This window comes from Cerasicoccus sp. TK19100, from assembly GCF_027257155.1.
Taxonomy (GTDB): domain Bacteria; phylum Verrucomicrobiota; class Verrucomicrobiia; order Opitutales; family Cerasicoccaceae; genus Cerasicoccus; species Cerasicoccus fimbriatus.
In genome coordinates this window covers 149003-161467 of record NZ_JAPWDU010000005.1, presented here as the reverse complement: position 1 = coordinate 161467, position 12465 = coordinate 149003, and the positions used below count along the sequence as shown (strand labels likewise).

Annotated in this window: 17 protein-coding genes; 9 read left to right on the top strand and 8 right to left on the bottom strand. The window is 56.2% G+C overall.

Annotation, left to right across the window (positions count from 1 at the left end; translation table 11 throughout):
• Positions 1-79 precede the first annotated feature (79 nt).
• Both O3S85_RS13400 and ykgO read right to left on the bottom strand, forming a co-directional pair.
• A complete protein-coding gene (locus O3S85_RS13400; RefSeq protein ID WP_269540937.1) occupies positions 80-328 on the bottom strand; it encodes a type B 50S ribosomal protein L31 in 249 nt (82 codons plus the stop codon).
• A gap of 19 nt (positions 329-347) precedes the next feature.
• Entirely contained in the window at positions 348-473 is a 126-nt protein-coding gene (gene ykgO, locus O3S85_RS13395; protein ID WP_189511251.1) for a type B 50S ribosomal protein L36, read from the bottom strand.
• A 169-nt stretch (positions 474-642) separates the two neighbouring features.
• Between ykgO and rpmB the strand changes: the two genes are divergently transcribed.
• Both rpmB and O3S85_RS13385 read left to right on the top strand, forming a co-directional pair.
• Positions 643-873 (top strand): 50S ribosomal protein L28, encoded by a 231-nt coding sequence (rpmB, locus tag O3S85_RS13390; RefSeq protein ID WP_269540936.1) that lies wholly within the window; start codon positions 643-645, stop codon positions 871-873.
• Between the two features lie 140 nt (positions 874-1013).
• Entirely contained in the window at positions 1014-1976 is a 963-nt protein-coding gene (locus O3S85_RS13385; protein WP_269540935.1) for a nucleotidyl cyclase domain-containing protein, read from the top strand.
• 181 nt (positions 1977-2157) lie between these two features.
• Here O3S85_RS13385 and O3S85_RS13380 read toward each other — a convergent pair whose 3' ends face one another.
• The 4 genes from O3S85_RS13380 to O3S85_RS13370 form a co-directional block, all read right to left on the bottom strand.
• A complete protein-coding gene (locus tag O3S85_RS13380; RefSeq protein WP_269540934.1) occupies positions 2158-2571 on the bottom strand; it encodes a hypothetical protein in 414 nt (137 codons plus the stop codon).
• Between the two features lie 145 nt (positions 2572-2716).
• Entirely contained in the window at positions 2717-2977 is a 261-nt protein-coding gene (locus O3S85_RS21285; protein ID WP_425499854.1) for a type II toxin-antitoxin system RelE family toxin, read from the bottom strand.
• Positions 2964-3146 (bottom strand): hypothetical protein, encoded by a 183-nt coding sequence (locus O3S85_RS13375; RefSeq protein WP_269540933.1) that lies wholly within the window; start codon positions 3144-3146, stop codon positions 2964-2966. Before O3S85_RS13375 ends, O3S85_RS21285 begins: the two co-directional genes overlap by 14 nt.
• Positions 3147-3252: 106 nt before the next feature.
• The gene (locus O3S85_RS13370; protein WP_269540932.1) at positions 3253-3765 is read right to left on the bottom strand and encodes a hypothetical protein; all 513 of its coding nucleotides are present in this window, start codon (positions 3763-3765) and stop codon (positions 3253-3255) included.
• Positions 3766-4335: 570 nt separating this feature from the next.
• On the opposite strand from O3S85_RS13370, the gene O3S85_RS13365 reads away from it, so the two are divergent.
• The 6 genes from O3S85_RS13365 (at position 4336) to O3S85_RS13340 (ending at position 9621) form a co-directional block, all read left to right on the top strand.
• Positions 4336-5373 carry a sugar phosphate isomerase/epimerase family protein gene (locus O3S85_RS13365; RefSeq protein WP_269540931.1) on the top strand — a complete coding sequence of 346 codons (1038 nt, stop codon included), beginning with the start codon at positions 4336-4338 and terminating at the stop codon, positions 5371-5373.
• Between the two features lie 56 nt (positions 5374-5429).
• Positions 5430-6071, top strand: coding sequence for a paraquat-inducible protein A (locus O3S85_RS13360; RefSeq protein ID WP_269540930.1), 642 nt, complete (start codon positions 5430-5432; stop codon positions 6069-6071).
• Entirely contained in the window at positions 6068-6691 is a 624-nt protein-coding gene (locus O3S85_RS13355; protein ID WP_269540929.1) for a paraquat-inducible protein A, read from the top strand. The genes O3S85_RS13360 and O3S85_RS13355 overlap by 4 nt, the downstream gene beginning before the upstream one ends.
• 15 nt (positions 6692-6706) lie before the next feature.
• Positions 6707-7738, top strand: a complete 1032-nt coding sequence (locus O3S85_RS13350) for a PqiB family protein (RefSeq protein WP_269540928.1) — start codon at positions 6707-6709, stop codon at positions 7736-7738.
• Between the two features lie 53 nt (positions 7739-7791).
• Positions 7792-8880 (top strand): tRNA 2-thiouridine(34) synthase MnmA, encoded by a 1089-nt coding sequence (gene mnmA, locus O3S85_RS13345; RefSeq protein WP_269540927.1) that lies wholly within the window; start codon positions 7792-7794, stop codon positions 8878-8880.
• A 102-nt stretch (positions 8881-8982) separates the two neighbouring features.
• Positions 8983-9621, top strand: a complete 639-nt coding sequence (locus O3S85_RS13340; protein WP_269540926.1) for a hypothetical protein — start codon at positions 8983-8985, stop codon at positions 9619-9621.
• A 5-nt stretch (positions 9622-9626) separates the two neighbouring features.
• Here the strand turns inward: O3S85_RS13340 and O3S85_RS13335 are convergent, their stop codons facing one another.
• Together O3S85_RS13335 and trpB are read right to left on the bottom strand one after the other, a co-directional pair.
• Positions 9627-10223 (bottom strand): GNAT family N-acetyltransferase, encoded by a 597-nt coding sequence (locus O3S85_RS13335; protein ID WP_269540925.1) that lies wholly within the window; start codon positions 10221-10223, stop codon positions 9627-9629.
• Positions 10220-11446, bottom strand: coding sequence for a tryptophan synthase subunit beta (trpB, locus tag O3S85_RS13330; RefSeq protein WP_269540924.1), 1227 nt, complete (start codon positions 11444-11446; stop codon positions 10220-10222). The genes O3S85_RS13335 and trpB overlap by 4 nt, the downstream gene beginning before the upstream one ends.
• 164 nt (positions 11447-11610) lie before the next feature.
• On the opposite strand from trpB, the gene O3S85_RS13325 reads away from it, so the two are divergent.
• Positions 11611-12462 (top strand): hypothetical protein, encoded by an 852-nt coding sequence (locus O3S85_RS13325; RefSeq protein WP_269540923.1) that lies wholly within the window; start codon positions 11611-11613, stop codon positions 12460-12462.
• Positions 12463-12465: the final 3 nt, after the last annotated feature.

The window sequence follows — 12465 nt, the reverse complement described above, 5'->3', positions numbered from 1 at the left end:
AATAGCCGAAAATAACTCAATTAAAAACCCCCAGTTGAAAACAACCGGGGGCTTTGTTGGAAAAATACGGTTCGATGCCTTAGCGGCGACGGCGGCGGAACTTGTTCTCGAACTTTTCGACGCGGCCGGCGGTGTCCACAAAGCGCTTTTCGCCAGTGTATGCCGGGTGAGAGTCCATCGTCACATCGCAAACCATAACGCTGTATTCAACGCCGTCGATGGTTTCCTTTTGCTTGGACTTGAGAGTCGAATTGGACAGGAACTTCTTGCCGCTGGAAACGTCGACGAAGCATACCGGATTATAGGTGGGATGTATTTCGGATTTCACGGTAAGTAAAGGGGGCTGATTAACCTTGGCGCGCCTTGAAGCGCGGGTTGGTCTTGTTAATGACGTAGATGCGACCGCGGCGGCGGACTACCTGGCAGTCCGGGTGACGGTGCTTCAGCGACTTAATGGAAGATACTACTTTCATGAGTTGTCAAAATTTGGAAAAGGGGAGAAAAAAGCTTTTCCGCAACATTCTGTCAATGGCTTTTTAACCGATGTGCAAACTTTTCTAAAAAATGATCTTGCCAAGACTTGGGCCTCGCGGCAATTTCCTCCGTTTTTCAAGAAGACAAATCTCAACCATTTGGCAAACCATGTCCAGAATTTGTTCCGTAACAGGCAAGCGCCCCGTCAAGGGCCGTCGTATTCACCGCTCCGGTCTTACTAAGAAGAGCGGCGGCATTGGCACACACGTGACCAAGTGCGTCAAGCGCACATTCCGCCCGAACCTGCAGCACATCCGTGTCAAGCTCCCGAGCGGCCAGGTGAAGCGCATGTGGGTTTCCGCCAAGGCCATCAAGGCTGGCAAGGTCGTCAAGGCCTAACCCTACCGCACACCAAGCACTTTCAAAACCGTCACCAGCTGGTGGCGGTTTTTTGCGTTTAACCACCAACTGGCGCATCCGCCGACTTCAATCTTGCCAATGGGTGAGATTATCCAGATGTTTGCTGCCGGTTTTTCCCCATGCCTAACAAGAGTTTAAACCGGCACTACGCGATCCCCTACCTGGACTTTACGGATTTCTGGGATATCTGTGGCTACCTGCTGCGCGTGCAGCCGCAGTTCCCCAAGGTGCGCTACAGCATCTACTCCGAGGAAGGCCCCATCGTCGAGGACGAGCACGACATCTCGCTGATTCTCCGAATCCTGCACGACAAAGCCACGTCCGTTTGCCGCTTTCACGCCACCTTGTATAATGGCAGTATCGACAGCGGCCCCTGCGCCTCGCTCGACTACGTTACCGAGGAAGGGCACACCAAGGCGACGCCGATGGGACTAACCGTCCAGACGCCCGACATTTCCCGCCTCAATACCTTCGAATTCGAAGGCGTGCTGCTGGAGAAATACCAGCTCGACAGCGACAACGAGCCCCGCATCGAATTCGGCATCCCCTGCGAGGTGCTGACCGCGATCATCGACCTGCGCGGCTTCTCCGTCTTTTGCGAGCAGCCCCACATTGAGAGCCCCTACACCTGCGGCCTCATGTATGCCTTTTACCAAAGCGTCGAGCAGCGCTTTAACAAATACCGCCCAGACCTCATTAAATACCTGGGTGACGGCGTGCTCACCCTCTGGGAAACGACTTACGAGGACCGCCCCGCCGCGCTGGAGGTCTGCATTAACGGCCTGCGCGAGCTACAGGACCAGTGGGACATCGTTCGCCGCGCACCGCAGTTTAGCCACGGTGCCCCGGAAGAAGTCGCCGCCGGCCTCTCCTTCGGCCTGGCGAGCCAAATTCCGGGCGCAGAGGACTACATTGGCCGCCCGATCAATGTCGCCAGCCGCCTTTGCAGCGTGTGCAGCGGCTCGGAAATCATCATCGATAAATCCGTCCCCGGTATCGACCCCTCCGTCCCCAAGGACGACATCTCCGTGCACATCAAGTCCTTCGGCCGCTACCCCGTCTGGCGCGTCAGGACGAGGTGATGGGAGTTAGCAAATTGAAGTGAACAAATTAAAGCGCCCGATATTCACAGGTAGGGCGCTGACTACAGGCAAGCCACCTCTGTTCCGAAAAGGTAGGGCGCAGACTACAGGCAAGCCACCGCGATAGATGAGGAGCCTAAGCGCCCTCTTCTCTTTAATTTTTAATTTGCTCACTGCTCACTTACCGAGCATCTGGAAACCAAGGCAAGAATGGTGCTTTGTTGTCTTTTTCCCAGGTGCCTTCGTCGCAGCCGAAGATTTCCTGGAACACGCCCGGAAACTCGTCATCGATGCGGGACAGCGTCTGCTCGTCCCCCTTGCCGGCGACATACTGGACTTTGCAGATCCAGTGATGCTCCTTAAAGGCGTCTGCCCAGAGCGTGAAAACCACGTCGGGCATCTCCTTGGAGAGCTTTTTCAGCGCCTTGAAGGGCGGCTCCCACTCACAGTGAAAGAAAATGCGGTCATCGCTGGTCTGCACCTTGTCACCGGCTTCTTCGGCAATCTGCTTCACCGCATCGAAGGCGGCTTGGCGCTGTTCAGCGTTCTCGGACGCCACGGCAACTACGTTGTCAATATCGATATGCAGACTCATATTTACTCAAGCAAAGCCGCGCACTAAAGTGCCCACAGCCGGAATTGGCCAGTTTAAAATTGCAGATGCCCGCCCAGCGCGGTCCATGCGGATATCCGAACCCCTTTTCAGCACTAAAATCCATCCTCCAGCAACTGCATCGAACTTATCGGTAAACATCCTTCCGATGACGCACCCGTTCGACCTCAACGATGCAGATGGTATCTTCAATCAGATATACGACCCGATAATCGCCAATCCGAATTCGATATGAGCTTTCTGAGCCGACCAACTTGCGGCTACCCTCGGGCCTCGGGTTCTGTCCAAGACCTTGTATCGCGACGATAATGCTTGGAACTCTCGACTTCTCAATTCGACGTAAATCCTTTTCCGCCGATCGTTTAAGCCGGACGCTATAAGAGCCCATCCTCTTTCAGTTTCGTTACGACTTCTTCGAGCGGAACAGACGGCTCATTTCTGCGCTCTGCGATGACCGCCAAATCCTGAAGGTCCTCCATAAGAGCCTCATAATCAGCAAGAGAGATCACCACATCAGTCCTGCTGCCGTCTTCAGACGTAATGTATCGAGCGTTCATAATAACTCCACACTAGCTAAGCCCCAAAATTTCTCAATCTTAACTTTTCATACAACGTCGAGTGAAGGCGCGCCACAGGCCTTGCCTCTCACGCCTGGTTAGGCCTTTAGTTTTTTACGTGTGGTCTCAAATACCATTCTGATGGCTTTTGTTCTATCAATTCTACGAAGTCGTCTGCTTTGATTCCAGCTTTCTTGTAGAATTCCCCTACTTGTCCTCTTTCCCTTAATTTATTTCCTTGGGACAAGATCTCTGATTTAAACAGGCCTCCTTCTGATGTCTTAACGCGTAAGACTTCTCCTACTTTTATTTCTCCAAATTTCACCTGTTGAGTGAATGTGAGTAAATTCTGATTAATCATTCCTTGCGAGACTCTAATTCGGAAGTTTCGAAGATTTTCACTAGGGGTCTCGTGTGTGATTTTCTTTTTCGAAGACACTTCTGATTCCAGAACTTCAAGGCTCAGTAGCATGTTGCTGAGCTTACTTTTTAGTTTCTCCGCGTCTTCTGCTATTCTTGTGAATTTTGTGATTTCCGATGTGTCCCGATTGGAGGCAGCGATAGAGATTTTCTCCATCGCGGTATTGATGACTGATGTGATGCGTTTTTCTGTGATCATGCTCTAGACTTGAAATGTTAAAAACAACACGTCAAGTTAAACGTGACATTAGTTTGTTTTTTTCGCCTCACAGTGTTATTTGATAACACCTAAAACTTACGAACTGAGAAAAAAATCGCTGCATTCCGTATGCACAAAATGGCCACAAAGGGTTAGTTCGCCATGGTTCCAGCATATCGGGGATAGATTAATTTTAGCAGTGCTTGCTATTTCATCTTTCATGTTATTGCCACATAGCCTCCCCCGCCAGTTCCCCCATACCTTTCGTGACACGAAACCTAGAGGTATTGTGTCGCGAAACACCTAGGTTTCGAGGCACGAAGCCTAGGGGCAAACTGGCACGAAACACCTAGGCAAACTGTCGCGAAACCTATGGGCAAACTGACAGTTTGCCCATAGGGAAACTCCGGGCCGCTGCCGGAGCACTTCCCCAACGCACCCGCCGGGCGACCGAGAAACTCGCGCTGGGGATCATTTTTCCGTCTTTGAAGTTGATTAAACGCAGGAAAGGCGTTGAAACGAGGTTGGTTAAGCAAACCCGCACATTATAACACGCAACCCCCTGCTGTCATGTCCCGACCCGTCACTCTCTTCACCGGCCAGTGGGCCGATTTATCCCTGGAAACGCTTGCGCCCAAGATCAAAGACATGGGCTACGATGGCGTCGAGCTCGCCTGCTGGGGCGACCATTTCGACGTCTCCCAGGCCGGCAAGAAAACGTATTTAAAGGAAAAATGGGAGCTGCTCGCCGATCACGGCCTGTCCTGCTACGCCATTTCCAACCACCTCGTCGGCCAGGCCGTGTGCGACCTGATTGACGAGCGCCACAAGAGCATCATCCCCGACTACGTCTGGGGCGACGGCAAGCCCGAAGGCGTCCGCAAGCGCGCGGCCAAGGAAATGATCGCCACCGCCAAGGCCTGCCGCAAGTTCATGGACGCCAAGCCCAAGGGCGTCGACAAGAGCAAGCTGCCCGCCGTCGTCAACGGCTTCACCGGCTCCAGCATCTGGCACCTGCTCTACTCCTTCCCACCCATCACGCCGAAGATGATCGAAGACGGCTTTAAGGATTTCGCCACTCGCTGGAAGCCCATCCTCGACGCCTTCGACAAGGTAAACGTCAACTTCGCTCTGGAAGTTCACCCGACGGAAATCGCCTTCGACATCGCCAGCGCCGAGCGCGCGATCAAGGCGCTCAAGGGCCACAAGCGCTTTGGCTTCAACTACGACCCGTCCCACCTGGGCTACCAGGGCGTGGACTACGTGAAGTTTATCCGCACCTTCAAGGACCGCATCTACCACTGCCACATGAAGGACGTCTGGTGGGACCACGGCAATGGCGACGTCGGCGTATTCGGCGGCCACACCGATTTCGGCGACCCACGCCGCTACTGGGACTTCCGCTCGCTCGGCCATGGCGACATCATGTTTGAGGACATTATCGTCGCCCTGAACGACATCGGCTACGTCGGCCCGCTTTCGGTAGAATGGGAAGACATCCGCATGGACCGCTTCCACGGCGCCGCCGAAGCCGCAGAGTTCGTCCGCAGCGTCGACTTCCCCACCAGCGACGTCGCCTTCGACGCCGCCTTCGACAAGGAGAAGTAAGCCCGCGCAGAAATAACGGATTGCGCGACGCCCCGTGATTATTTTTAGTAGCCTCCATGAACGAGCGGGGGCTACAGACGGGGCGCGAATGGCTGGCTTGCCCAAGCTGTGACGCACTACACCAGCGGCCGGATAACCCACACCAGGCGGACGGCCTCTGCGGCGCGTGCGGGCATAAGCTGTTTGCGCACAACCCGAACTCCCTGCAACGCACGCTGGCGTTCTCGCTTGGCGGACTGGTGCTCTTCATCCCGGCCAATATTTACCCACTGGTCGCCGTGAGCAGCTACGGGATTAAGAACCAAAACGACTTGATCTCCGGCCCCTTTGACTTGCTCCACTACCACATGCCCGGTATTGCACTGTTGGTGTTTTTAACGAGCGTGGTCTTCCCGCTGGTATTTATGCTCGGCATGGCCGCGGTGACTGGTAGCTCGCTCATGGGGCGCTACCCGGCGTGGTTCCCCAAGCGCCTGCGGCTCACACAGATGCTCAACCGCTGGGCCATGATCGATGTTTACCTGCTGGCCTGCCTGGTGACTTTCGTGAAGCTGGCAGACTTGGCCGAAGTCGATCCTGGCGTCGGTTTGTATTGCTTGGGCGGGGTGTTAATTTTCACGGTGATGGCGAGCATCAGCTTCGACCCCACCCTGCTCTGGGACCGCTACGCCCGGCACAAGCAAGGAGGCCGCCAATGAGCGCGCGCCAAACCGCCCGCAGCCATGGCCTTATCGCCTGCGAAACCTGCGGCCAGCTCTCGCAACCGCCCGCCGAGCACCGGGGCAAGATGGCCTGCCCCACCTGCGGGGGCAAGATAGAGAGCCGCAAAGACCGCATGATTTCCCGCACCTGGGCGCTCGTTATCGCGGGCTTCGTGCTCTACATCCCGGCGAACCTCTACCCCGTCATGACCTTTAACATGGTGGGCAATGCCGAATCCGACACCATCATGTCGGGCGTTGTCGAGCTGTTCCAAAGCGGCATGTGGGCGATCGGCCTGCTGGTCCTCTGCGCCAGCATCACGGTGCCGCTGGCCAAGCTCATTGGCCTGGCTTACCTGCTCTTCACCGTGCAGCGCGGCCACCACACCCGCACCAAGGATCGCACGCGGCTTTACCGCATCATTGAGCTAATTGGCCGCTGGTCGATGCTAGATGTGTTCCTGGTGTCGATCCTGATCGCGGTCGTTAACCTCGGCCAGGTCGCAACGATCAGCCCGGATATCGGGGCCGTGTTTTTCGCCTCCGTGGTGATTGTCACCATGTTCGCTGCCCAAACCTTTGACCCGCGCCTGATCTGGGATCGCGCGGAACGCTAACTCACTGTTTCTACTATGGATAAGAAAGACAAAGACTCCCTGCCCGATGTGGTCATCACCGAGCACCACCGGTTCTCGATCGTGTGGATCGTGCCCATCGCTGCGCTGCTGATCGCCGGTTGGCTGGCCTATCACAGCTATGCCTCGCGCGGACCGGAAATCGAGATCACCTTCACGGACGGTTCCGGCCTCGTCGCGGGAAAAACCGAGATTCAATACCTCGGCGTCAAAGTCGGCCTAGTGGAGAAAGTTCGCCTCGACGAAAAGCTCTCCAAGGTCGTCGTCAAGGCCCGCCTGGACAAGAGCGCGGCCGGTCTGGCCACCGAGGGCGCGGCGTTCTGGGTCGTAAGCCCGCAGATCGGCATTGGCGGCGTGCGCGGCTTGGACACGCTGATCAGTGGCAACTACATCGGCGTGGCTCCGGGCAAAGGCGGCCAGCTGGTCAAGGAATACGTCGGCCTGCCCGAGCAACCGCCCGCCGGCCCCCGCGAGCCCGGGCTAAACATCATTTTGCAGGCGGAGAAGCTGGGCTCCCTCACCACGGGCGATCCTGTTTATTACCGCGAATTCCAGATTGGCGAAGTCGACCAGGTTTACCTCGCCAGTGACTCGCGCACCGTCCACGCCCACGTTCACATCAAGGAGGAATACACGCCGCTCATTCGCGAAAACACCCGCTTCTGGAACGCCTCGGGCATCGGCATGAGCCTCGGCCTGTTTGGTGCCAAGGTGCAAACCGAGTCCCTCGCCGCAATCCTGAAGGGCGGCGTCTCCCTCGCCACGCCCCCCAACGACGAGATGGGTGCCGCCGTTAGCGACAACACCGTGTTTAAGCTCTACGATGAACCAGAGGACGAGTGGACGAAATGGTCGCCCGACATTCAGATTTCCGAGAAAATATCTTCCCTCGCGAAGGCTTCCGGCGCTGCCGACCTCACCCCGGCCAACGCCGACACGGTCGCCCAACCGGCGGGTACCGAGGCAGTTAAAGACGAGAACCAGCCAGAGGTCAAAATGCCGGTCAGCCCGCCTGGGCACCATCGCTAACGCAGCCCTGCGCTTGATTCGGCGGCGAAGCTTGCTATGGTTCCGCCTTTTCCATGACACAGCCCAAGAGAATACTGGTCGCCCTTTCCGGCGGCGTGGATAGCGCAGTCGCCGCCCTCCTACTCAAAGAGCAGGGCTACGCGGTGTCGGCCGCCTACATGCGCACCTGGATGAACGAGGAAGGCAGCGACATCCTCGCTGACTGCCCGTGGGAGGAAGACATCCGCCAGGCCAAGGCCGTCGCCGCGCACCTGGGCATCGATTTTGAAGTCGTCAACCTGATTCAGGACTACCGCGACCGCGTCGTGGAATACCTCGTCGAGGGCTACCGCCGTGGCATCACGCCGAACCCCGACATCATGTGCAACCGCGAGATGAAGTTTGGCGTGTTCCGTAACTACGCGCGGGACAACGGCTTCGACGCCGTCGCGACCGGCCACTATTGCCGCCGCGCCGTGAACGACGACGGTTCCTGCGACCTCCTTTCCGGCCTCGATCCGAACAAGGACCAATCGTATTTCCTCGCCCTCGTTCGCCAGGAACAACTGCGCGATGCGCTTTTCCCCATTGGCGAGTTGCTCAAGCCGGAAGTCCGTGAACTGGCCCGCAAACATCAGCTGCCTAACGCCGCCCGCAAAGACAGCCAGGGAATTTGCTTCCTCGGCAAAGTGAACATTAACGAGTTTTTGCGGCATTTCATCCCCGATCGTCCGGGTGAAATCGTCCGCGCCAGTGATAAAAAAGTGCTCGGCGAACACCAGGGCCTGCACCACTTCACCCTCGGCCAGCGCCAGGGCATTGGCGTGCCCAGTAACACCGACAACGAGCACTTCGTAGTCGTCGGTAAAGACTTCGATACCAACCAGTTACTCATTGCCTTTGATCACCGGGACAGTCCTGGCCTTTGGGGGCAGGACTTCGCGCTGGAGCGCCTTAGCTGGATCAACCAGCCCGTCTCCGAGGCACGCGAATTGCAGGCCCGCGCCCGCTACCGTGACCCGCCGACTCCGGTGGAATTCCGCCCCGCTGAAAACGGCTGCGCAAGCATCCACTTTAAGGAGTCACAGCGCGCTTTAGCCACGGGTCAAGTCTGTGCTATCTACCAAGGTGATATGCTTTTGGGGGGTGGGTTTTATTCTTAGTCTTTACAAGGCATTTTTTGTCGCTTTCACTAAAGCTAAACTTTAAATTGCCGTTAGAATCAAAGCGTTAAACTCGTAGACGCATAAATATTTCTCTCCCCAATGACATTAAAAGAACTTCAGCAGTGGATGCTCAACCACGACGAGGAAGACTCCTGGTGGGTTGCCGTAGACGGTGAAGTTCAAGACAATCTGGCCTCCCTCCCGGACGTCAGCAAAGTTAAGGAACAATTCCCCGCATCCCAGATATCCGTCCTGCACATCAGTAATGCAGACGATGAGGACGCCGAATGGATCATATTCGAACGCGACCCCTCCGAATTCAAGCTGGCTAAGGATAAAAAAGGCGGCAGCCTCAAAATCCCTAACACCCCGACCAGCATTCCCGATGTAGTTGATGCCGAAGAGCTTGAAGAAGAGGAAGACCCTGTCATCCTCGAACCCAAGACATCCGGCAACGTTGCTTCCAGCGAAGAGTTTATCGCCCTTCAGGAAGAAGTTGATGCTCTCAAACAAGAGGTCGAATCACTCAAGGCACTCGCCAACGAGTTGAAGAAGCCAATTATGGAAGCGCATCAGGTTCTGGAAGAACGTGAGAAATTCCTCGAAATCAGCGAGAATTCACTCTTCGACAAAGCGCAGAAACAGGAGGTCCTCCAGACCGAGCTCGAGCAGCTTCGCGAGGAACTTCACGAGCGCGAACGCGTGCTGAATCACCGGGAAAAAGCAAGCCAGCGTTAGGCGGATCAAGCCCCTAACGCTCGCGTCCAAAACACCATTGGGTGCGCGGTTTCCGCAGGCTGGTCAACGTCTTGCCAATCAAAAGTCGTGGCAAGCTCAGGGCGCTTTTCGTAGCCGCGCTTGCGCCAAAACTCATCGTGCGGGCGGTATTTCGCCGGGCGTAGCGGGTGATCGGTCGGCCGCTCAACCGCACAAAATGTCGTCAGCTCAAACCGGCCAAAGCTGCGCGCAAACGCCTCACGCTCGTCGAAAAACCGGTGCCCGATCCCCTGCCCCCGGTATTCCGGCAGCAGCACGGATTCGCCGAAGTAAAACACATCGCGCACATCGAAGCCATTGTCTATAAAGGGCTTCTTAAATTCGTCCGCCTCGTAATCCATGGGCAGTGCCGTAGATGCACCGACCACCTTTTCGCCGTCAAAGACCAGTACAAAGAGGCACTCCGGGCAGTCGACATAGCGCTGCAAGTAGGAGGCCTCGTACGCCATTGTGCCTTCGTAAAGGTAGGGAAAATCGCGAAAGACCGTGATCCGCAGACGCGCCAAGTCGTCCTTGTATTGGGCCATGCCCGGCCCGGTAAAGGTCTTTACGATGAGACTCATTGCTCGACGCCGAGAATCTTCATCGCCTGCTGCACATCCTTGTCCCCACGGCCGGAGAGGTTGACGACCAGCACCTGATCTTTGTCCATCTGCGGCGCACGCTTGAGCGCATAGGCCAAGGCGTGGGTCGATTCCAGCGCCGGGATAATGCCCTCGACACGGCTTAGCACTTGGAAGGCTTCCATCACGTCCTCATCCGTCGCGTAGGCGTAATTGATGCGACCGCGATCGTGGTAAAACGCGTGCTCCGGGCCGATCGCGGCATAGTCCAAGCCGGCGGACACGGAGTGCGTCAGCTCGATCTGGCCATCCGGATTCTGCAAAATAAAGGTCTTTGAGCCCTGCAGCACACCGACCTTACCGCCTTCGAAGCGTGCGGCGTGCTCGCCCTGTTTGATGCCACGGCCACCAGCTTCAACGCCGACCAGCTTGACATCGGTGTCTTCCAAAAAGTCGAAAAACAGGCCGATGCAGTTCGAGCCACCGCCGACGCAAGCGACCATCTCGTCCGGCAGGCGTCCTTCGGCTTCCAGAATCTGACGCTTGGCCTCTTCGCCAATCACCTTATGGAAGTCCCTGACCATCATGGGGTAAGGATGCGAACCCAGCGCCGACCCAAGGATGTAGTGCGTGTCGCGGCAGTTCGTCACCCAGTCGCGCATGGCCTCGTTGACCGCGTCCTTGAGCGTCTTTTGGCCAGCTTCAACGCCGATCACCTCGGCCCCCATCAGCCGCATACGGAACACGTTCAGCGCCTGACGCTCCATGTCCACTGCGCCCATGTAAACCACGCACTCGAAGCCAAACTTCGCACAAACGGCTGCCGTCGCCACGCCATGCTGACCCGCACCGGTTTCGGCGATGATACGCTTTTTGCCCATGCGCTTGGCCAAGATTGCCTGGCCAATGCAGTTGTTTACCTTATGCGCGCCGGTGTGCAGGCCGTCTTCACGTTTCAAGTAGATCTTCGCGCCGCCGCAATGCTCGGTCAAACGCTCGGCGAAATACAGCTCCGTTGGGCGGCCGGCGTATTGCTTGAGCATGAAGGCCAGCTCTTCGCGAAATTTCGGGTCCGCCTTGGCTTCCTCGTAGGCCTGCGCCAGCTCAAAGAGCGGCGTCATCAAAGTCTCAGGCACATACATGCCTCCATAGATGCCGAAGTGGCCCTTTTCGTCGGGCAGCGAATAGCGGTCAATCGGGCTCAAGGTGCTCGGGGAACTCATCCCTCCAAGCAAGTCTTGGAATTCCCGTTTCGCAACAAGAAAACCAAACGTAAACGCCGCGGATAAATGCTTGTTATCCCCGCCAATCGGCCAAGCATAGCCATTTCCCTAATGAGAAATACTCGTATTTCATCACCGGGACTCACCTGCAAGGCAACACTCGCATGAAGAAGTTACTCAAGTCGTTTTTGATCATCGGTGCTCTGGCCGGTGCCTGGTTCCTGCTGGAGCCCCGCTTGTCCGATCCCGGCTCACTGCTTGAGAAAGAGCCCAAGCAAACACTCCGCCCCGGCATGCCCTTCGAGCTCAAGGGCTTTACCGTGTATCCACTGGCCTCGTTTGAGGTGGATGGTCTCGTGCTGGCATTCAAGCAATACGAACCACATGGTAAATTCGACAGACTTTCTCCCTTCGATGTGGGCATCGGCTGGGGGCCAATGAGCTCAAAAGATACAGCGGCTAAGTTTAACTTTCACCACAACGCACGCTTTCTCAAATGGTCAACACAGTATACCGACCTGCCCCACGAAGATTACCAAGAATGCATTGCCAATGTGCACGTCATACCAGCCAACGCTGAGGTTGAGGCGATATTAAGCACGCTGAAAAAGGACGATCTGGTCTCGATGAAAGGTAAGCTGGTCACCGTAACCGATGAGTATGGCCGGTATTGGATAACCTCCATGCGGAGATCTGACACCGGGGCGGGCGCTTGCGAAATCCTATATGCCACCAGCGTGCAAATTATCAATGGTAAGCCCGAATCCATTAATCAACCGACACACAAGCCAGCGGTGGCCCACTACAGCCCAAGTGACATACAACTTCAGCCATTTCGCTACCCGGCCGAAGTCGTGCTGATTTCCGAGTTGGAAATCCCAGTCGATAACGGCGCGATCATTGTGCCAGCCGGAGATTTCATCGAAATCCTGCGCAACGAAGGCCGCTATACCCGAGCCCGCTACCGTAGCCATAATTTCTGGATCGAAAGCGACCAGCTGGACGGCTCGATCTAGTGC